Source organism: Singulisphaera acidiphila DSM 18658 (genome assembly GCF_000242455.2).
Classification (GTDB): Bacteria; Planctomycetota; Planctomycetia; order Isosphaerales; family Isosphaeraceae; genus Singulisphaera; species Singulisphaera acidiphila.
Window position 1 is genome coordinate 87,548 of record NC_019892.1, and the last position, 20,282, is coordinate 107,829.

The following is a 20,282-nucleotide window of genomic DNA, read 5'->3' on the forward strand; positions in this document are numbered from 1 at the left end:
GACGCCCCTCGGTGTCGAGTCAGCCAAATTTGATGAGCTTCTCATGCTCATAACAGCCAAACCGCCAGGCCTGCTCCCTTACTCCTTATGATTCGGAATGGGAATATAACATTGCGATGTGGCCAAGGTTTCGTTATGCATGACCAGGCGATGCTCATCACATCATGGATTCGGTGCTGCCGCTCACCGCAAGGGGAGGGACTCTCCATTGAATCGGATCACGAAGTTGCTCAGGTCCACCACGATCCTACTCGGCTCAATCGGCGGCCTCGGCGGTTGCGGCTCTCAGACCGCTCCCCGAATCCATGGTCCGACTCCCATGGGGGGCCGAATCTTCTACGCCGGCCCCACCAAAGCCGTAGAATTCAATCACAATTCACAACCTGTGCTGGTCTTCGGTGAGCGTCTTGACAGTTGGTGGAATCTTTGTACACAAGAGGGAAACCGGCGGTACCTGAGGAAAACCCGACCTCGGAAACGGAGTCCATCCATGCCGACCGCACCCGTGCCTCCCGAGAAACAGGCTGAAATCGCGGGGCTCGAGCAAGCCATCCGCGAGGCCGTCGATGCCGAAATCAGCGAACTCGCGGCCAATCTTGCCATCACCGACGACGCCCACCTCTTCGGCGCCAACGAATTCAAGATCCGGGCCCTGGCTCACAAGATCGCCGCCAAGGCGATCGAGCAGCACCTGACGCGAAAAAAAACGGATACGACGGAGCCAGCGTAACCTGTCCCCACTGTAGCCGGACGGCGGAGTTTCATTCGCACCGCCTGCACACCTCCTTCACCCTTGTGGGAGCCGTCCGCTACCGCCGGGCTTACTACCTCTGTCGATGCTGTGGCAAGGGGCTGTTCCCCTTCGATCGCGAAGCGGGGCTGACGACCCGCGACTTGACGCCGGCTTTGGAACGCGTCGCGAGCTTGGCCGGGGCAGTTGCCGACAGCTTCGAGAAGGGGGCGGAACTGCTCGAAGAGATGGGGGGTGTCCGGGTCTCGGAATCGACTGTCGAACGGACCACCGAAGAGGCCGGTCAACGTCTGGCTGAGGCGGTCCAGGCCGGCTCGCACTTGGGTCCCCCGGCCGACTGGCCCTGGCACAAGGATTACGAAGGCCAACGTTGTGCGTACGTCGAACTCGACGCCACTGGGGTGCGGCGTCAAGGGGAGGGAGGGGGACCCGCCGAAGGCCGCATGGCCTACGTGGGGATGGTCTGTAACCCCACCCCGGAGTGGCCTTGGCCCGACGAGAAACCGCAGCCGATGCAGGCGCGTTACCTCGCGGGCCTGTATCCCTTGGAGGAGTTCGGTCCCTTGCTCCGCACGCCCGCCGGAGACGTCGGTATGGACCGGGCCGATCGCTGGATCGGCCTCTCCGACGGCGGCGCGGGCCTGGAGGATCGACTCCGTGAAAACTTTCCGCGTGTGGAAGTGATCATTCTTGACTTTTTTCACCCTGCGGAGAAGCTCACCGGCTTGGCGCGTCTGCTGCACCCTCAGGACGAGGACCAAGCCGAAGACCAAGCCCGGCGATGGCGACAGTTGCTCAAAGAGGAAGGGGGCGCGGTGTTGGGATCTGTCCTGCGGGAATGGGACTGGCCGCGCCGGCCTGGCCTGGGCGAAGCCGCGACCGAGTTAATCGGTTACCTTGAACGCCAGGCGCACCGGATGGACTATCCCGAATACCTGGCGCGTGGCTGGTGTATCGGGAGCGGGGCGATCGAGAGCGCGTGCAAGACGGTGGTGGGGCAGCGTCTGAAACTGGCCGGAATGCGTTGGGGCGAAGACGGCGCTCACGCCCTCTGCCACCTCCGCGCCCTCTACCGCAGCGAAAAAGGCCAGTGGGACGCCTTCTGGAATCGCGACTATTCCAGCAACTGAACGTCCGTCCTACCAACTAATGTGATGCTCACCGGCTGGTCTTCTGGTTCGATTGCGACGGCGATCCGAATGCCCTGAAAACGCTCGCAAAAGGGAGTGTCATCCCAGGCACCCGGGGGGTGATTCCCGGAGACCGCAATGGGAGTTGGAGAATAGGCGGCTCCGAGAAAAAAGGAGGCGTAGCAACCCTCAATGGAGAAGTCAGAACCCAAGTCGGAAAACGCATGCACTTCGAGTGGGAAACCACCAACGGAAGGTCGGGAAAAGTCCGAATTGATGACCAAGAGTTTAACGTGGACGACGGCGACCTCTTCCTGGTGACCACGAGGAATGAACCTCCCCAAATCCAGCAACTTCGCCGCGGCTTCCGCAACGTGCGACTCTCGGATACGAACTTTCTGAGAAGCCTGGCCCGGAAAGACTCCGACGTGGCCAAGTTCATTGCCCAGGCAACGCCCCCGGTTCCAATCCGAGGCCTTTAGCACAAAAGCCCTATCATTTCCACGCATTACCACATTTAATAAGCATATTCTTGCATTATTCAGCAAAAGGCAAAGAGGTCCATGGCCTAAACCATGGTCCTCATTCCCGAAAAAACCGAAATCTTGCCCTGTCACAGACCGATCGAACCTCCGCTACGGAGTCCTAACTCTTCAGATCCTGAACCGCAGCAATGCGCGCTCCACCATCCTCCACAACAACCGCGATGACAACGCTCGTCCCATCGGCCAACGGCGAGATCGCCCCAAAGGATAAGTCGACCTGGGCTGGACTTAACTGCCAGCCATCCGTGACAATGACACTCAGTCTCAGCACAGACAGCACGAATGATGCCAGGCGAGGAAGGGAGAGTCATGCGATCAGGGTGGTTTGTTCGCGGGATCTTGAGGATGGGCGTTTCCGTGATGGTGCTGGTCGCGCCTCTGATCGCCTGGGGCGACGAAGATCAGGCCGTCGCTCCCGAGCCGCAGGAGAAGGCGTTGCCCCGGCTCCCGCCCCGGGCTCAGGAGCCTGCTGACGTTCGCGCGGAGCGGATCGCCGGGCTGCGACGCGACGAAGATCAGGCCGTCGCTCCCGAGCCGCAGGAGAAGGCGTTGCCCCGGCTCCCGCCCCGGGCTCAGGAGCCTGCTGACGTTCGCGCGGAGCGGATCGCCGGGCTGCGACAAGTCTATGAAGGGCCTCCTTCGGGATGGCCCAGGCCGAACGTCGACCCGGGGGTGGAGTGGGTCGAACTGGGAACGCTGCCGCCGGTGGCCCAACCCGATGAGAACCCGCCGACGGCGGCGAAGGTCGCGCTGGGCAAAATGTTGTTCTTCGACCCAAGGCTGTCGGGCAGCGGACAGATCGCGTGCGCGTCGTGCCATGACCCCGACCTCGGATGGGCTGACGGCCGGACCACCTCCTTCGGACACGACCGCCAGGCGCTCCCGCGGAACGCGCCCGGGCTGCTGAACGTCGGCCAGGCGCGGAGCCTGTTCTGGGACGGCCGGGCCGCGACACTCGAGGATCAGGCCCGCGTCGTGATCTTGAACCCTCACGAGATGAACGCCCCAGCCGAGGCGACGGTGGCGGCTGTGGCCAAGGTGCCCGGCTATCGCCCTGCGTTTCAGGAGGCGTTCGGGTCGGACGACGTGACGCTCGACGCCGTCGCCCGCGCCCTCGCCGCGTTCGAGCGGACGCTGGTCGGCGGCCGGAGCAAGTTCGACGCCTTCCTCAAAGGGAACCCCAAGGCGCTGACCGACGAGGCGATCGCCGGGCTCGACCTGTTCCGAGGCGCAGCGCGTTGCCTGAACTGCCACAACGGGCCAACCTTCAGCGACAACCAATTCCACGACCTCGGCCTGAGCTATTACGGGCGGACACTCGAAGACCTCGGCCGCTACCAGATCACCGGAGAGGCCGACGACGTCGGCCGATTCCGCACGCCCAGCCTCCGCAACATCGGCAACACCAAGCCCTACATGCACAACGGGGTCTTCGAACTCGACGGGGTGTTGCGAATGTACAACGCCGGCATGGCGACCCTCCGACGGCCGACCGGCGAACCGAAACCGGACGCCGCACCTTTCCCCACCAAATCGCCGCTGCTTCGCCCCCTCGGACTGAACGATCGGGATCTCGCCGACCTCAAAGCGTTCCTCGAATCCCTCAACGAGCCCCGCGGCTTCCGCCGCCCCCCCATCCTCCCACCAAGCGACCCCGAATTGAAACAGAATCTCAATCGCAACTTGACGCCCCCGGCGGCCGACCGGTAAGCTTGACCCAGACGGAAACGGTCCTTTCCCCTTTCATCCTGCATGCACCGGCCCCCCAAGGACGACAATCCGGGGCGGTCCCCGCGACTTCGTTCCGGCGACGCCCCCTCCTCGCGGCCCAATTCTCTGGCAACGAATCATGAATCGGAATCATTCTGCCCGTGGCGGCTTCACGCTCATTGAACTGCTGGTCGTCATCGCAATCATCGCAGTGCTGATTGCCTTGCTCTTGCCTGCTGTACAGGCAGCACGGGAGGCAGCGCGGCGGATCCAGTGCGCCAACAACGTCAAGCAATTGGGGCTGGCGCTGCACAACTTCCATACCGCCAACAACGCCTTGCCAACGACAGAAACCACACCGACCCGCTACTGGGGCGCTCAGATCCTGCCGTACATCGAGCAAGCGAACCTGTACCAGAGCTACAACATGCTGGTGGCGCACATCTCGCGTGAGAACAGCACGGCGGTCCAGACTCACATGAACGCAATGCTCTGCCCGAGCACACCGAGCGGGCCCCGGCTCAATCCGAGGTTCGTCACGACGCCCGCCCCGGGTTGGGGAGCAGCAATGGCCGACTATGCGGCGAGCACCGGTATTGCCGACACCCTGTGGGCATCGGGCTTCATCCAGAGTGCAAAGCCGTCCAGCACCGATGGTGTCTTCCAGGGCACCACCAAGGGTGGCCTGCGAAACCTCAGCGAGGTCACCGACGGGACATCCAACACGATCATGCTGGTCGAATGCGCCGGCCGCCCTCGGATCTGGCGATCCGGGCGGACGATGGTCCCCGACTCGGGTGTGACCGCAACCAATAGCGTCCCGATTTCCGCCTGGGCCGAGGGGAACCTGTTCTCGGTGAGAGGCTTCGATCCAGGCAAGGACTGGATCAGCGCGGCGAAAAACCTGGGGCGGTGCCCAATCAACTGCGGGAATATGTACGGAGTCTACGGCTTCCATCCCGGCGGCGCCACTGTGGGGATGGCCGACGGGTCGGTGAAGTTCCTCAAGGAAACGATGACGATCGAGACCGTCGCCTCGCTGCTCACCCGGCAAGGCGGCGAGATCATCTCCGCGGACAGTTTCTAAAAAACCGAAGAGGGGACGGCGGCATCTGGGGAACGAGCGATCGAGGGGGCCTCTCTTCGTCAAGGACAGGTACTTTCGCAAACATCCCGAGGTCGACGTCGAGCCATGCACATCGCCACTCCCCCTTTTGTCCATGACGCATTTTTTTGACAAGTCTCCAATTTTTCATTATTCAATTCATGATTGGCAGAGGCGGTGGGGTTGACTCGGTGTCTTATCATGGGTTGTCGGCCCTCGACCTCGAATGAATCCGCCGCCCAGCGACTCACCCGGTCACGCCCCTTGCCCATGAACGTCGAACTTGAAGAGCCAAACGTCGCCGGACGCCTTGGTCGTCGTACAACCTTATTGATGGCGATCGGCTGCGGCGTCACGGTCGCCAACTTGCACTATGTCCAGCCGCTGCTGCCACAGATCGCCCGGGACCTGCACGTCGCGGAGGGCGGGGTCGCCCACATCCCGGCGCTACCGCAGGTGGGATATGCCCTCGGTCTGCTTTTGATCGCCCCCTTGGGCGACATGGTGGAACGGCGAGGGCTGGTGATCGTAATGCTCGCCGCTGTAATCGTTTCGCTCGTGGGAATGGCCGTCGCCCCGACGCTCGGGCTGCTGGCTCTGGCGAGTTTCCTGCTGGGTGTCACGACGATCACCCCGCAATTGCTGCTCCCGTTCGCCGCCCACCTCGCCCCGCCCGGGGAACGGGGGCGAGTGGTTGGCGCGGTGCAAGGCGGCCTTCTGATCGGCGTTCTCCTATCCCGTACCGTGAGCGGCCTCGTCGGCCATTACCTCGGCTGGCGGGCGATGTACGGGATCGCCGCGGGACTCACCATCCTCCTGCTTGCGGTCCTGCGGAGGGCGTTGCCCAGCGACAAGTCGGACACGGGGCTGACCTATCCCCGCCTGATCGGTTCGCTCTGGGAGATGGTCCGGGCGGAGCCTGCGCTCCGACAGGCCTGCCTGTTTGGCTCGGCGACGTTCGGGGTCTTCCTTGCCTTCTGGTCCACGCTGGCCTTCCACCTGGCCGAACCTCCATTCCGCTACGGAAGCGAGATCGTCGGCCTGTTCGGGTTGGTGGGCGTGGTCGGAGTCCTCGCCGCATCGTGGGTCGGCAAGCTCGCGGATCGAAGCGATTCCCGGTCCACGGCGGTGCTCGGCCTCGTCCTGATGCTGGCCTCGTTCTTCGAGCTCTGGATCGGCTCTCACCGGCTCTGGGGGATCGTGGCCGGGGTGCTTTTGCTCGATCTCGGGATGCAGATGACGCACGTCTCGAATCAGGCAAGAATCTATGCCTTGCGCCCCGACGCTCGGAACCGGCTGAACACCATCTACATGGTCTCGTGCTGCGTCGGCGCTGGGGTCGGCTCGATCCTCGGCGGCTTCGCCTGGTCGCGGTGGGGTTGGGGGGGCGTCTGTGCGGTGTGCGGCCTGCAACTTGCCGTCCCGCTGCTTGTCTTCGCCCGTGGCCTGATCAGGCGGACGGAAGGCGAATCGGCCCCGGAGGGGGTCTTGCCGGAGCCTGGTTAAGGCCCACGGACAAGCGGGGCATTCACTTCATCAAATCAAGCTTCTGTATTAGTAACTGTCAGCGCTGAGGATTTCACCCCCGGTTCGCGAGCCCAGCGACCAGATGGTCTGGATGCTGACACTATCCTTGAGGAAGCGGACCGAGGCATCGGCCATCAGCACGTTCACGCCGCCCGAGTGGCGACTGCTGAGGCCATACACCCCCGGTTGGTTGACCGCGTTGCTGGAGGCGACATTGCAGTTGGGTGTCTTCGGGTTCGGAGGAACGAGCATATTGCCGAGGCTGTAGCTCGGCAAACCGAGAGCCCAGGATTCTCCCAAAGTCGTCGACTTGTTGAACCGCATCGCCGAATTTCCGACATTGCTGGCGCACGTTTGAAGCCAGGACAATAAGCTATTGGCCAGGGTTGAGTTGGGCATCGAGACCGTCGCCGTGTTCCGGCTGACCCCCGCCGGGTAGCTGCCCACCATGATGATATCCGTGGGGATGACGACCGTGATGCCCGCGTTGGCTCGCACACCGCTGCCGGTGCGCCACTCGCCGCAAGCGACCGTGTTACTGGAGCCGTCCTGGATGTCGCGCAGACCGACGGTCGCGCCTCCGGAATTGAACACACCATTCGGGGGACCGTTGGGCGTCTGGGCCGGTCCCGAGAGTGGGCCGGGGTACGCCCCCCACTCCAGCGAAGAGCCGAGCGAGGCAAAGTAATTGTTGCCCGGAGCCGTCAACGTATTGATCGGCGCAGTCCCGGTGCCAAGGTACGACGGGGGCGCGTCTGAAGGGCACAGAAACGTGCTGAGCCGAGAGATCGTCACCGTGGAGTTGACCTTGGCCCCGTAAGCGTCTTGGTCAGGCTCCAGCGACCAATTGATAGCATTGTAGAGCGGTTGCTGCTCCAAGCTGCCGAGGATCCGCGCGAAGGCACCGTAGGTCCCGTTGAGGTTATAGGCGCTGGTGTCATAGCGATAACCGACGAGCCCCCCCGGCGCGAAGCAGTCGTTGACGGAGTGATAGTTGTGCAGCGCCAGACCAATCTGCTTGAGATTGTTGGCGCACTGCATCCGGCGTGCCGCCTCCCGGGCCGCCTGCACGGCGGGCAACAAGAGCGCGATCAAGACGGCGATGATCGCGATCACCACCAGCAATTCGATCAGCGTAAACCCAGCGCACGGCCGGTCGACGCCGCCATCACCATCCCCGTCGCGGCCATCAAAAACAGAACGCGTTGTCGACCGGCGGTCGGAAAATTTGACCCGTTCCAGCCGAATTCTTGGGCTCACCAGGGGCATGCGAGACTCCAACGAGTCCGCGTTCGCCTCTGGGATCACCAGTCAGCAACACGCAATAATAGTCGGGTACAGGACGCCTCTCGTTGACGAGTCGGCGACGTATGGAGTCAAGTGGATCGCTTTCAGAAAATGGATTGCTCATCCACTCGCTCGTTATGAACGATGCTGCCAATTTTGGCCGACCCCATTCCTTCACGGCCGGCCTCTGATCAACTCCGGAACGCGATCAAGAGCAGACCTTGAACCAAGGAACTCGTCATCATCGACGACTCGGCGAACTCGCCGCTCATTCTCAACCAGGTGGGAACTCCGACCACACTTGATCACGATCCGCAAAACCAGCGCCAGCATTATTTGCTTAGGATAGGGCCCGGTCAAGACCAATGCCGACAATACTGATCGAACAAAACAAGATTCCAGTTCAAGCCCAGGAAAAGAATTCGGTGCCAGCTTCCTCGACAGTCCGATGTTCTCCTCGGTCTCTCAAAACAGCATCAGTCAACCGGACCCTTCACCCAGGAGTCGCGTTATCTACCAAATCATGCATAACGACAATTTTTTCGATATTTTGAATTGATTATTATATTGCTCCCGGGTCGTCCACTCGGTACGATGGCGATCAATCGATGCGGTCTGATCATATTGCAGCCAGTAACCCTTGCCTCAACAAGCCCCGGTTTCTCCCTTTCACGCCAAACCATTCCACCACGGCCGGCATCATGCCGTAAAAAAAGAAGTCCAGCCCCCGAAGGCGTGGCGGCAATGTCCAGGCTTCAGGAACACTGTCATGTCCGATTCAGAAAAGGCCCGTCAGGGCAAGCCGCATCCTCGGACCCAGGCCGTGTGGGCAGGCGAAGGGGGCGTCCACATGCAGCGCGCCACCCAGGTCCCCGTGGTCCACAGCGTCTCCTTCGGCTATGAGGACCTTGACGAGTGGCGGGCGGTCGCGCTAGGGCAGGCCGAAGGGCACATCTACGGCCGGAACACCAATCCGACCGTCGCCGTCTTCGAGGAGAAGCTGCGGGTCTTGGAAGGGGCCGAGGCCGCCACAAGCTTCTCGACCGGCATGGCCGCAATCAGCGACACGCTATTCACCTTGCTGGAGCCAGGCCAGCGCGTGGTGTCCGTGACCGACACCTACGGCGGGACCAATCGCCTGTTCAGCGAATTCCTGCCGCGGGTCGGGGTCCAAGTCACCCTCTGCCAGACGGCCGACCAGGCGTCGATCGAGGCCGCGATCGACGGCGGCCTGCGTGTGCTCTATCTGGAGAGCCCGACCAACCCGACCTGCAAGGTTCTTGACCTGGAACGCCTGTCCGCCCGGGCGCGCACGCAGGGAGCGATCGTGGTGGTCGACAATACATTCGCGACCCCGATCAACCAGCATCCGCTGGAGCTTGGCGCGCATCTGGTGATCCATAGCGCGACCAAGTATCTGGGGGGCCATGCCGATGCCCTGGGGGGCGTGGTCGCGGGCGACGCAGCGCTCGTCGAGGCGATTTTTCGACGCCGAGAGATCACGGGGGCGACCCTCCACGCCGACGCCGCCTACCTGCTCCTCCGCGGGATGAAGACGCTGGCGCTGCGGGTGGAACGTCAGAACAGCAACGCCCTCACCATCGCACGCCACTTGCGGGCCCACCCGCTTGTCGAACAGGTCTTTTATCCGGGCCTGGAAGATCACCCGAACCACGAGATCGCCAAGCGGCAGATGCCCGGCGGCTTCGGCGGCGTGCTCAGCTTCCAGTTGCCCGGCGACTTCGACGCGGTCAAACGGTTCCTGCCCCGTCTCCGCTGGGCGCATCGCGCCGCGAATCTCGGCGCGGTGGAAACCGTGGTCGCTCCCCCGGCGACCGGTTCCCACGTCGAGCTGACCGCCAAGGAGCGTGCCGCCCTGGGGATTCCCGAGACCTTGGTTCGCTACTCGTGCGGTATTGAGGACGTGGCTGATCTGATCGCGGATCTCGACCAGGCGCTGGAGGGCGCGCAGCCCGCTTGAAGTCGGCCGTTGAATCATCCCCCCTGACCGTTTCAGATTCTGAGTAGCGGTCAGGGCGGGGTAAACGTTGCGAAACGCGATGCAATTCGCAGCGTTCCTACCCGCCACATCACTCGCCCTCCCCATCGACACAGTCTATGCGCACAGCCATGAAATCTCCCACAGAATCGTAGCCGTCAGACATCTCGGCTCAACGGCAGTTGTACAACCACCGATTTCAGCCCTCCCATCCCCCCCCTGCCCTTCATTTGTCGTCCCCGCGAATCAGCTTGACCCTCTGGACCACCAGGCTGGCTGTGATCTCCGTCATGGATCGCGGCCCAGATTGGCAAGCTTGCCATACTCGAAACTTTCTTGTTGCACGCCCGCCAGATTTTGCTAAAGATCAACAAGGCGAGAAAAGTTCTTCTTCCAACCTTTTCGATCCGGCTTCTGTTTTGTCGGTCATTGACGAGGGATCATATTGACCTCATGTCTGTGGCAGACTGCGCCTTGGCCGTCCAAATACAGATGTCGGTCTATCACTCAACGTTGCAGTGATCGCTAATGATTCTGTGATTTTCTTGATGCGCAAGCGTCATCGCTTGCGCATTCCACCGATTTGCAAGGATGGTTTGCTCTTTTCTTGTTCCGTGCCACGCAAGATCGTTCGATATCCCCCCGAATTGGAGTCCTCATCCCATGAAGTTCGCCCTTCGACGCGGCTTCACTCTCATCGAACTCTTGGTCGTCATCGCCATCATCGCCGTGCTGATCGCACTGCTGCTGCCCGCAGTCCAGGCGGCACGCGAGGCGGGGCGTCGGGCGCAGTGCGTCAATAACCTCAAGCAACTCGCCCTGGCAGCGCACAACTATCACGACGTGGTAGGCGTCTTCCCCAACGGCCAGTGGTATCACCCCTTTAACCCGTCTTCCGGGCTGGGAGGCACGGGGAACAACGCAAGTTGGATCGTCCTGCAACTGCCCCAACTGGAGATGACGCCCCTTTATAACGCCGTGAACTTCAGCTTCATGTGGGGCGACGGCGTTCAGGGCAACTATTCCGGGAAATTTTACCTCGGCCAGGCAAACAAGACCGTCCGAATTACAATCGTCAATACATTCATGTGCCCATCTGACCCCAGCAATCCGATCCACCTCCTGCCGCACAACGACATCGGCGCCGCTGACAGTGAGGCCGGGACGTCTTACCTCGGCGTGATGGGCGACAACTGCCTGGGATGTTCCGGAGCGGCGGACCAGAACGGCCAGATTCTCAACCCGTGCGCTCAGCAAGGGTATCGTTGCACGCTACCCCAACTCGGCGACGACTCCTCCGATGCCCCGCCGGGCGGAACCGGGGTAATCTCCCGCGCAGGCCGCAGCGTCGGCGTCCGCGACATCCTCGATGGAACGTCCAACACTATGATGATCGGCGAACAGGTCATGGACCGTTGCAACCACAACGGCTGGGTCCATTCCAACACCTCGACCGGGGTGACGTCCTTGCCCCTCAACTTCATCAAGAAGCCCGACCCATCTCCCGTGAACACCTGGGTCTGGAATTACAGCTTCCATAGCCAACATCCTGGCGGGGGCAATTTCGCATTCACCGATGGGTCGGTCAAATTCATTAAAAATTCAATAAACTACGATATCTATACAGCAATTAGCACTCGAGCGCGGGGCGAGATCGTTTCTGCGGACGCCTACTGATCGGGCGAAGTGCGCGTGTGCGAAGCAAATCCGCCGCTTGCAGGATGGGCATGGCTTACCTGGATTCATCCCCGAGAATCAAAAAAGGCACCCACGCCCGTCAACCCGCTGAACCTCAGGCATCATGGGCCATGCCCACCCGACAAGAGGACATGGCCGCCTGGTATCGACCCGCCAAGACACCTTCTCTAAAAGTGGATCCGGAGATTTCTCCCCCGATGTATCGAGACCGTCCCCCCCTCGCACCAGCGACCCGTCACCGTCGCACTTCACCGCTTCTCGTGGCCTTGGTTCTGATCATTCCGGCTTGCAGCAGTCAGGAGGGGCCGGAGCTAGCCCCCGTCACAGGCAAGGTCAGCTACCAGGGAAAACCCGTCACCCAGGGGATGATCAGCTTCCAGCCGGTCACCCCCGGCGGAACCCCCGCGATGGGCTCGATCGGCTCTGACGGCACCTACAGCCTGCAAACCGCCGACGCCAACGGCGCACGGCTCGGTGACTATCGCGTGGTCATCTCCGCCCGCAAAGAGCCGGAGAAAGAGCCGGACACCGCGGCCCCCCCTTTGAAAAAGAAACCCAAGGTCGAATCACAGCTCCCTTTGAAATATGAGGACATCGAGAAATCTCAACTGACTAAGAAGGTCGTTTCGGGCCGCAACACCATCAACTTTGACCTGGAATAAGTGCGGGGCCAGACTGGGTCAGTCGTACGGAATGAGGGTTCAATCCTCGGCGTCAACGAACTCGCCGGATGCACCACGAAGGGACCATTCTTCATCCTTGACGCATTTTGCGCAAATGGGATAAGATCGCGCCCGCAAGAGCCTCGTTCCCTTGCGAAAAACGAAGGGGACTTTACGGTACAGCCCGCTTTCCACGATGAAGAGCGAGCGAGCCGACAGGCTGTCCCTGTCATTCATTGTGAAAGACTTGAAGATGCCCAAGCGTGCTCTGATCATTATCGATATTCAGAATGATTATTTCCCGGACGGCCGATGGGCGTTAAGCGGAATGGAGGCCGCTGCGGAGAATGCCGCTCGGTTGCTAGCTGCAGCGCGTGCGGCGGGCGATCTGGTCATTCACGTCCGGCATGAGTTCCCAACGGCCGACGCCCCCTTCTTCGCGCCGGGATCGGTAGGCGCACAGATCCATTCGACGGTTCGGAACCTCGAAGGCGAGCATGTCGTGCTGAAGCACTCCATCAACTCGTTTCGGGACACCGACCTCAAAGAAGTCCTGGACCGCAACGGCATTCAGGAGGTCGTGATCTGCGGCGCGATGAGCCACATGTGCGTTGACGCCGCCACCCGCGCGGCCAACGACTTCGGCTACAATTGCATCGTCGTTCACGACGCCTGCGCCTCGCGCGACCTTGAGTTCAACGGAGTCAAAATCCCGGCCGCGCAGGTGCATGCCGCCTTCATGGCGGCCCTGCACTTCGGCTATGCAACTTCCGTTACCACCGAAGAACTCCTCGAGGGGAAATCGGGCAAGCCGGATTCATCGCAGCCTTGAAGAGGCGGAGTGGGTGAGCACCAGGGAACCTTTCCTCAAGGAGGAAGATGATTCTTGGCATCCACCGTTGCCGTACTCAACGAGAGCCGTTTCCCAAAGGGGCTGCGTGTGCGATCGCACCGGCCGTAAACTGTTGGACAGCCAAGTGTTGAACTCACGTGCCCATAAAAACAGAGAGGGGTCAAGGGCCGACAATCAAGTCGGACCTTGCCCCCCCCTTACTTGATTCTTCCCCATTCTGAAGTCGAACACCACGCCATGACTCGTGGAAATCTTAGCCTGCCTGACCTTATAAGGCTCAAGGCTGGGATGAGCCGGAGCGGGGGATTCGTTGGGACGTACACCGTCGGTAGAGGCCAACGACGCCTATCCCTGCCAGAAACACCCACGCTGCCGCCGGCTCGGGCACCGTTTCCATCATGACCGGGGGGCTAATGAACACGTTGGAATCGGGATTAAAATGATCCTTTCCCCTCATTATAGTCATCATATTATCTGAGAACTTCATGTCTTCAAGAGTGATTGGAAAACTATATTTTTGAATATGGCCAAGTGTCACTGGATTATGGCTGCCATATTCTATTGAGTCAATCATCGCGAAAAGGCCCGGCTTTTCATCGAGCATATCAACATAAACTCCATAGTCAATATGCCCACGGATCAGTATACTGCTGTTAATTTTGGTCAAGGATACTCCTGGCCCGCCCCCGGATTCCTGATAGAAATCGGGGGCCTCAATCGTGATGAAGAACTGGCCGCCGTTATAGGTAGCCTCAGATCCGGAAGGCGGCTTATCGACCACGAACCGGCCGAGCAAAAACGAGCTGGGGTCAGAAAGCGTGCCTTGCTCAAACGTGCCCTCCGTCCCCTCGAAGCGAATGATAGGGCTGTCCGTGTTAACCTGACCGCTGGTCACATACCGGATCGGTTCTGCTCCGGCTTCCCTTGCCGTCAAGCCAATCGAAGTCAGGTTGAGGAGGAGGGTTAAAAAGACTGGTCCGATGTACGTCGAGATCCATCGCATACGCATGATCAACCATCCGTAGAAACTGAGGTGTTGTTTCGAGATCGTTTTCCCCGGCTCTCCGAGATTGGGGGGGGGGCTTTATGCTATTAAGAGAGGAGTTCGGCGTAAAGACCAATGCCTGAGGTGATACTTGCTTTCAAGGTGAGCCGTTCAAGGACCATGTATCAGAAGGAAACAAAGGGGCCATTCTTCATTCTTAACGCAATTTGCGCAAATTGAATAAGATCGTGCTCGTGCGATTCTCAATTCTTCGCGAAATGAAAAGGCCCCGACAGGCTGATTGACGGTGGCCAAGCCGACGGACGGCACGCCGGGGGTCTGCCTCATGCTGAGCCTCCTGCCCGTCACCGGAATCCCGGGTTCCTGATGGGGATCCGCAGGCTCCGCGATAACCGCCGGGGCGGGCCCGGCCCGAGGGGGAGGCCTCTGCGACGGTCGAGATCGCGTTTGGCGGAATCGGCATGCTCACCAGCCTCGACATACTCATCCGACGGCCGCGGCTCGGTCTTCCAGCTTAACGACCGGGAAGTCAAACGGAACGCGAGCTCGAGGGCGGTAGGAAAAGGCGTACCAGGACCGGCCTTCGCGACTCGGGAATCGAGAGCCACCCTCGCCCGCAGGAAAACCATCGTCGGCATAACAGCTTACGAAGCCGGCGAACGAAATCCCATGCGCCGGAAGCCGTTAGGCGATTTCCAGGCGGGCGGCCACAGAAAATCTGTCGCCAGATTCTGACCGTTGTCGATTTCGACCAGCGCCAAACGACTAGGGAGTGCCCCCCAGCCTTGCCGCCTCAATTTGGGAGGAAGCGGTGAAGTCCGGTTCATTCCTGGCCTCACCCCTGACGAAAACAAAAAACAAGGAGGATAAAGCATGAGCCAAGTACGGGTACTCGTCGGCACGCGCAAGGGTGCGTTTATCCTGACGGCGGACGGCAAGCGCCAGCGGTGGGAGATCAGCGGCCCCCACTTTGCGGGCTGGGAGATCTACCACCTCAAGGGCTCCCCGATAAACGCGAACCGGCTGTATGCCTCGCAGTCCAGCGGGTGGTTCGGCCAGATGATTCAGCGCTCCGACGACGGGGGCAAGACCTGGGAGCCGGTCGGCAACGCGTTCCAGTACGACGGCGTCACCGGCACCCACCAGTGGTACGACGGCACGCAGCACCCTTGGGAATTCAAGCGCGTCTGGCATCTCGAACCATCGCTCAACGATCCGGAGGCCGTCTACGCCGGTGTCGAGGATGCCGCCCTGTTCCATTCCGCCGACGGCGCCCGGACGTGGCAGGAACTCCCCGGCCTCCGGGGCCATGAGTCAGGGCACCGCTGGCAGCCCGGGGCCGGTGGGATGGGCCTGCACTCGATCATTATCGACCCGAGCAATCCCGAGCGGATCTTCATCGCGATCTCCGCCGCAGGCGTGTTCCGGACCGACGACGGGGGCAAGACCTGGCGACCGGTAAATCGAGGCCTGCGGTCGCAGTACATCCCCGACCCGAATGCGGAGGTCGGCCATTGCGTGCACCGGATCGCCATGCACCCGTCACGCCCCAACGTGCTGTTCATGCAAAAGCATTGGGACGTCATGCGCAGCAACGACGCCGGCGAGTCGTGGCACGAGATCAGCGGGAACCTGCCGTCCGACTTCGGGTTTCCGATCGACGTTCACGCCCATGAGCCGGACACCGTCTACGTCGTCCCGATCAAGAGCGACTCCGAACATTACCCGCCCGACGGGAAGCTCCGCGTCTACCGAAGCCGGACGGGCGGAAACGAGTGGGAAGCTCTCACGGCCGGCCTGCCGCAAAGCGACTGCTACGTCAACGTACTCCGTGACGCCATGGCCGTTGACTCGCTCGACCAGTGTGGCGTCTACTTCGGCACCACGGGGGGACAAGTGTACGCATCGGCGAATGCAGGGGAAAACTGGGCACCCATCGTCCGGGACCTTCCGGCCGTCCTCTCCGTCGAGGTCCAGACACTGCCATGATCCGCGTGGTACTCCCTGCCCATCTGCGAACGCTGGCACGCGTCACCGGAGAGGTGGAGCTCTGCGTCGAGGGTCCGATCACCCAGCGCTCGGTCCTCGACGCGCTTGAGAACCGCTTCCCGATGCTCCGCGGAACGATCCGCGACTACGACACGCTACGCCGCCGACCCTTTTTACGGTTCTTCGCCTGCGAGCAGGACCTGTCCCACGAACTGCCGGACAACCCGCTCCCCAACGCCATCGCAAACGGGGCCGAGCCGTTCCTGGTCGTAGGGGCCATCGCAGGCGGCTAGCCCGTGGGACATGGGCATAATCATCTCGACTTCCGCGGCGACTCCTTGGAACGGAGCGGCTTCGGCAGGGCCGAGGGACGAGAGATGGATTCGTGAAACTCCTCGTAGTCCAGCCGATTGCGCTCGGCGCAACGCACCGCGGCCGCCATGACCGCGTCCAGCGCAGGCCTGGAGGCCCAGGCGATGAGTTCGTCACGCCGGTGACTCTCCTCGAGCGGGGGAATACCGCGGAGGTGGGAGTGCCCCGTGACGTGTCCCGCCACGTGGATGGCTTCGCGAAGCTTGACCGGATCCCTGCGGAGCCGGTCGAGGCTCGCTCGGTTCTCGTCGGGGATCAACTGCCTGATGCGATACCATCGGCCTTCGATTTCGATCACGTCGAGCCCGAGCGCCGGCTTAGCCTGAAGCGTGAGTTGGGCTTGGACAATCCGATGCGCCTCGCTCTCGCCGCACTCAGGCTGCAGCGCATCAGTGCAGGACCGTAGCGAGGGCGAAGTGGCAGCCTTGATATCCAACAGCCAGTTCTCGTCGGGCGGACCCGCTCCTTCCACGAGCACGACGTAACGCGGGAGACCGAGGCTGCCGATCCCGACGATCCTGGCCGTAGCGTCAAGCACGGCATACGAGCCTGGCCTGCGGGTGGTCTTCCCGTACTGCTCAACGGCCTGTTTGATCGCCTTGAACCGCGACGTGCTGATCGGAGGATGTTTCGTCTCGTTGCGGATGATCCTCCGCGTCCCCTTCTTGGTGAATTCCGTGTTCCGGTTCAAGAGCGAGACGCGGTCGACCGACCCCGTCACTCCGGGCCGGTTCCAGATGACGCTGGGTCCCAAGAGCGGCAGACCGTTGGCATCCGGATGGTCCTGAGGCCGCGTCGTGAGCGTCCCGCGATAGTCTTCGAGGAAGGCCAGGGCCATGCCCACCGCCTGCAGAGGCGTAAGATGCCAGAGTTCCGCCGCGATGAGGATGCTGGCCGTGCAACGGACGAGGTCGAGACTGGCGGGAGCGACGATGGCCTCGTCGAAGTCGTTGATATCGAAGAGAATCTCCCCGTCCTCGGCTTCATACGCTCCGAAGTTCTCAAGGTGGAGATCACCGCAGATGAGGATCGCCGGTCCGACGTCGGAGGGCTGGTACTCAAGCCAGGAGCGGGCGAAGAGGTGGTCGGTCCCCCGGAAGAAAGCGAATGGGTTCTCATCCATGCGCTGAAGCTTCAGGCGAACGCGCTTCGGCTTGCGATCGTGGTTGTACTCGAGGATCGTCTCAAGGATCGATGGTGAGCGACCTTTCACATCCACGGATGTCCCTCGCAAGAGAGGTCAACAATTCCCCAGAGAACCCCGTGGTGATGCCGATTCCAAGATACCATGTTGTTGTTGTCCGGGGGTGCAGCGACAAGAGGTCTTCGACAAGACCAAGCCATTGAGTGGAGGCTTGAGCAAGCGAAACGCCTCCTGTCACGGCGCGACCACGACCAACAAGTGGTCCAGGCCCCCCAAATGAACGACTCGCGCCAACTCTTCTTGGCATCGCGGAACCGTCAGTCTGTAACCTCGATATTGATCGTGTTGTCACCGGCCACGACCTTCTGGGTCAGCGGGGTGGTGGCAGGATCGGAGTATTTGTTGGGGATCAGCGACTTGAGCCGGGCCATCTTGGCCGGGGCGGGACTGGCATCGGCGGCCTTTGCGGGGTCCGGGGCCGCGGCCGGCTGGCCGCCGTCGATGGCAATGACGACGACCTTGTGCTCGCCGAGGATCGCACCGGCATCCGCCTCGGATTTCAGCTCATAGGTCCCGTCGGAATTGATCGTGCCGGAGGCAGGCTGCATCAATCCGTCTTTGGGCGGCTCGACCGGGACGAAGAGGACCGACCCCAGCGGCAAGGGCTTCCCATGATACGTGACTGTCCCGTGGACTTTCGCGTGTTCATAATGCAACCGCGAGTCGCAGCCGCCCAGGGTAAAACCGGCCATCGCCAGGGTGAGGGCCATGATCACTCGTCGAGCGGCATCCATCTCTATCAACTCCTCGACCATTTGAGGCTCGCTACGCCTTTTGATTGGAAAAAATCTCGGCCAAACGCTTGCGGGCCCGGGAACTCTCAACGGGTCCCGGCTCGAGTCGAACGGTCCGGTCGGTCGCCTCGCCATGCGAAGAGATCGGGGCGGGCGGCGCCGGACGCCCCGATCTCTTGCGGAAAATTCGACGGCCAATCGAACCCGGTTCGTGGCCGCCATCGATCAATCAATACTGGTCAGCCGAGATGACTTCGTTGTTGGCGATGGTCCCCACACCCATCCAGACGAGGTAGTTGATGGTGCTTTTCACAAACTTCACGGAGCCGTCGCAGAACAAGGCGTTGACTCCACCCGAGTGCCGGCTGCTGGCCGTCAACAAGGCGCCGTTCATGTCCTGGTTGTTGGTGACGCAGCTCCACGAGTTCGGCGGCATGATGTTGGTGTAGATCCCACCACAACGACCGAGGCCGAGGTGCCAGTAACTCCCCATCGAACTGCTCGTGCCCGCGGGCGTGCCCGAGAGGGGCATATTGGCCAGGTTCGCTGCCGTAGGGGCGAGCGTGAGGCAGGAGAGGTAATCCACGATCGGACTTGCATTTGGATACCAAGTGTTCGTGTTGGAGACGCTGGAAGTGGGTTTCAGCACATCCAACCCCGAATCGTACCCCTTGACTCGTTCGCTGAAGCAGACCGTATTGCTCGTCCCATCCAGGATATCTTTCAAGGCGATCTTGCCAACCGCTCCGCCTTGTTGCCCAAGGTCAATCCCGACCCCGCGGAAATTATCGCCATACTTCATCGTATACGCTTCCGACCCTGCGCACATCGAGTAGTTGTTATGCCCGGCCGCGTTGATCAATCTGTCGATGTCGGAGGGGCAGATCAGAAAGCTAAGCTTCGTGTTGAAGACCGTCGTGTTTTGCAGGGTCGCCGGGCTCGCGAAACCGGTCGTGAAATTGGTCGCATTGAAGAGAGGCGTCTGCTCCAGAGCCGACAGCATCATCGACGGAGCGGACCAATCATTCCAACCGTACCCGACGTGAGCGGGGGGTAAACACTGATTGCTGCTCTCATAATTAGCTACGGCCAACCCGAGCTGTTTCAGGTTGTTGACACACTGCGAGCGGCGAGCCGCTTCGCGAGCGGCCTGCACCGCGGGGAGGAGCAGAGCGATGAGGACAGCAATGATCGCGATCACCACCAGCAGTTCGATCAAAGTGAACGCACGACGAGAAATGCGCATGGCCACCTTCCTCTTTTCAGGAACAAAAGAAATGATTAAAGATTGCCTACCTACCGAATTCGGCGCAGTGAGGGAGAACCGAGCCCGATCGCTCCGGACCACCCCGCGCACCAGCCGCAATGAGATTCCGCAGCCGTAAACCTCGATGGTGAAGTGATATCTGACATTCTTGATCGGGCCGACCTTGGCCTTATCGTAGGATGAGCAAAGGCCTCAACGCACGGCACAAAGACAACTCTCAAGCGAACGTCTCGACGCACAGCACGAATGACAATCCGAGACGGAACTGCGACCCTAAAGATCCTGGACAACATCAAAGATAGGGAGAAGAGAACCTCGATCCTATTCACCCCCACGCAATGCTGTCAAGAGAGCTGGCCCTACTGTTTGACATGATCTTGAAAGAAGGACGTCCGTATATTACCGACAAGACCTACAACTATAAGATTAGGATTCTGGCCGTG

Annotated in this window: 16 protein-coding genes; 11 read left to right on the forward strand and 5 right to left on the reverse strand. The window is 61.0% G+C overall.

Features of this window, described 5'->3' with window-relative positions:
* Nucleotides 1-490 precede the first annotated feature (490 nt).
* The 5 genes from SINAC_RS00345 (at nt 491) to SINAC_RS00365 (ending at nt 6,747) form a co-directional block, all read left to right on the forward strand.
* Nucleotides 491-1,881 (forward strand): ISKra4-like element ISSiac4 family transposase gene (locus SINAC_RS00345; RefSeq protein ID WP_086018129.1). Its coding sequence is split into 2 segments (ribosomal slippage): nt 491-698 and nt 698-1,881, totalling 1,392 coding nucleotides; the frame shifts between segments, so codons are not numbered across the junction.
* Nucleotides 1,882-2,174: 293 nt separating this feature from the next.
* Nucleotides 2,175-2,363, forward strand: coding sequence for a hypothetical protein (locus SINAC_RS00350; protein WP_237722823.1), 189 nt, complete (start codon nt 2,175-2,177; stop codon nt 2,361-2,363).
* Between the two features lie 372 nt (nt 2,364-2,735).
* Nucleotides 2,736-4,136 (forward strand): cytochrome-c peroxidase, encoded by a 1,401-nt coding sequence (locus tag SINAC_RS00355; protein ID WP_015243717.1) that lies wholly within the window; start codon nt 2,736-2,738, stop codon nt 4,134-4,136.
* 139 nt (nt 4,137-4,275) lie between these two features.
* On the forward strand, nt 4,276-5,223 hold the full coding sequence (locus SINAC_RS00360) for a DUF1559 domain-containing protein (protein ID WP_015243718.1): 948 nt from the start codon (nt 4,276-4,278) through the stop codon (nt 5,221-5,223).
* A gap of 219 nt (nt 5,224-5,442) precedes the next feature.
* A complete protein-coding gene (locus tag SINAC_RS00365) occupies nt 5,443-6,747 on the forward strand; it encodes an MFS transporter (protein ID WP_202802886.1) in 1,305 nt (434 codons plus the stop codon).
* A 48-nt stretch (nt 6,748-6,795) separates the two neighbouring features.
* Here SINAC_RS00365 and SINAC_RS00370 read toward each other — a convergent pair whose 3' ends face one another.
* Complete coding sequence (locus SINAC_RS00370) at nt 6,796-8,037, reverse strand: DUF1559 domain-containing protein (RefSeq protein WP_015243720.1); 1,242 nt, start codon at nt 8,035-8,037, stop codon at nt 6,796-6,798.
* Nucleotides 8,038-8,824: 787 nt separating this feature from the next.
* On the opposite strand from SINAC_RS00370, the gene SINAC_RS00375 reads away from it, so the two are divergent.
* The 4 genes from SINAC_RS00375 (at nt 8,825) to SINAC_RS00390 (ending at nt 13,246) form a co-directional block, all read left to right on the forward strand.
* On the forward strand, nt 8,825-10,036 hold the full coding sequence (locus SINAC_RS00375) for a cystathionine gamma-synthase family protein (protein ID WP_015243721.1): 1,212 nt from the start codon (nt 8,825-8,827) through the stop codon (nt 10,034-10,036).
* A 681-nt stretch (nt 10,037-10,717) separates the two neighbouring features.
* Nucleotides 10,718-11,731: a DUF1559 domain-containing protein gene (locus SINAC_RS00380; protein ID WP_015243722.1), complete on the forward strand. Its 1,014-nt coding sequence runs from the start codon at nt 10,718-10,720 to the stop codon at nt 11,729-11,731.
* A 131-nt stretch (nt 11,732-11,862) separates the two neighbouring features.
* Nucleotides 11,863-12,414: a hypothetical protein gene (locus tag SINAC_RS00385; RefSeq protein WP_154673853.1), complete on the forward strand. Its 552-nt coding sequence runs from the start codon at nt 11,863-11,865 to the stop codon at nt 12,412-12,414.
* Nucleotides 12,415-12,667: 253 nt separating this feature from the next.
* Nucleotides 12,668-13,246 (forward strand): cysteine hydrolase family protein, encoded by a 579-nt coding sequence (locus tag SINAC_RS00390; RefSeq protein ID WP_044147347.1) that lies wholly within the window; start codon nt 12,668-12,670, stop codon nt 13,244-13,246.
* 298 nt (nt 13,247-13,544) lie between these two features.
* On the opposite strand, the gene SINAC_RS00395 is transcribed toward SINAC_RS00390, so the two are convergent.
* Nucleotides 13,545-14,276 carry a PEP-CTERM sorting domain-containing protein gene (locus SINAC_RS00395; protein WP_015243725.1) on the reverse strand — a complete coding sequence of 244 codons (732 nt, stop codon included), beginning with the start codon at nt 14,274-14,276 and terminating at the stop codon, nt 13,545-13,547.
* 870 nt (nt 14,277-15,146) lie between these two features.
* Between SINAC_RS00395 and SINAC_RS00405 the strand changes: the two genes are divergently transcribed.
* Nucleotides 15,147-16,262: a WD40/YVTN/BNR-like repeat-containing protein gene (locus SINAC_RS00405; protein WP_015243727.1), complete on the forward strand. Its 1,116-nt coding sequence runs from the start codon at nt 15,147-15,149 to the stop codon at nt 16,260-16,262.
* Nucleotides 16,259-16,555 (forward strand): MoaD/ThiS family protein, encoded by a 297-nt coding sequence (locus tag SINAC_RS00410; protein WP_015243728.1) that lies wholly within the window; start codon nt 16,259-16,261, stop codon nt 16,553-16,555. The genes SINAC_RS00405 and SINAC_RS00410 overlap by 4 nt, the downstream gene beginning before the upstream one ends.
* 20 nt (nt 16,556-16,575) lie before the next feature.
* Here SINAC_RS00410 and SINAC_RS00415 read toward each other — a convergent pair whose 3' ends face one another.
* From SINAC_RS00415 to SINAC_RS00430, 3 genes are all read right to left on the reverse strand, one after another.
* Nucleotides 16,576-17,853: a DUF2252 family protein gene (locus SINAC_RS00415; protein ID WP_015243729.1), complete on the reverse strand. Its 1,278-nt coding sequence runs from the start codon at nt 17,851-17,853 to the stop codon at nt 16,576-16,578.
* Between the two features lie 242 nt (nt 17,854-18,095).
* Complete coding sequence (locus SINAC_RS00420) at nt 18,096-18,572, reverse strand: hypothetical protein (protein WP_015243730.1); 477 nt, start codon at nt 18,570-18,572, stop codon at nt 18,096-18,098.
* A gap of 229 nt (nt 18,573-18,801) precedes the next feature.
* A complete protein-coding gene (locus SINAC_RS00430; protein WP_015243731.1) occupies nt 18,802-19,818 on the reverse strand; it encodes a DUF1559 domain-containing protein in 1,017 nt (338 codons plus the stop codon).
* Nucleotides 19,819-20,282: the final 464 nt, after the last annotated feature.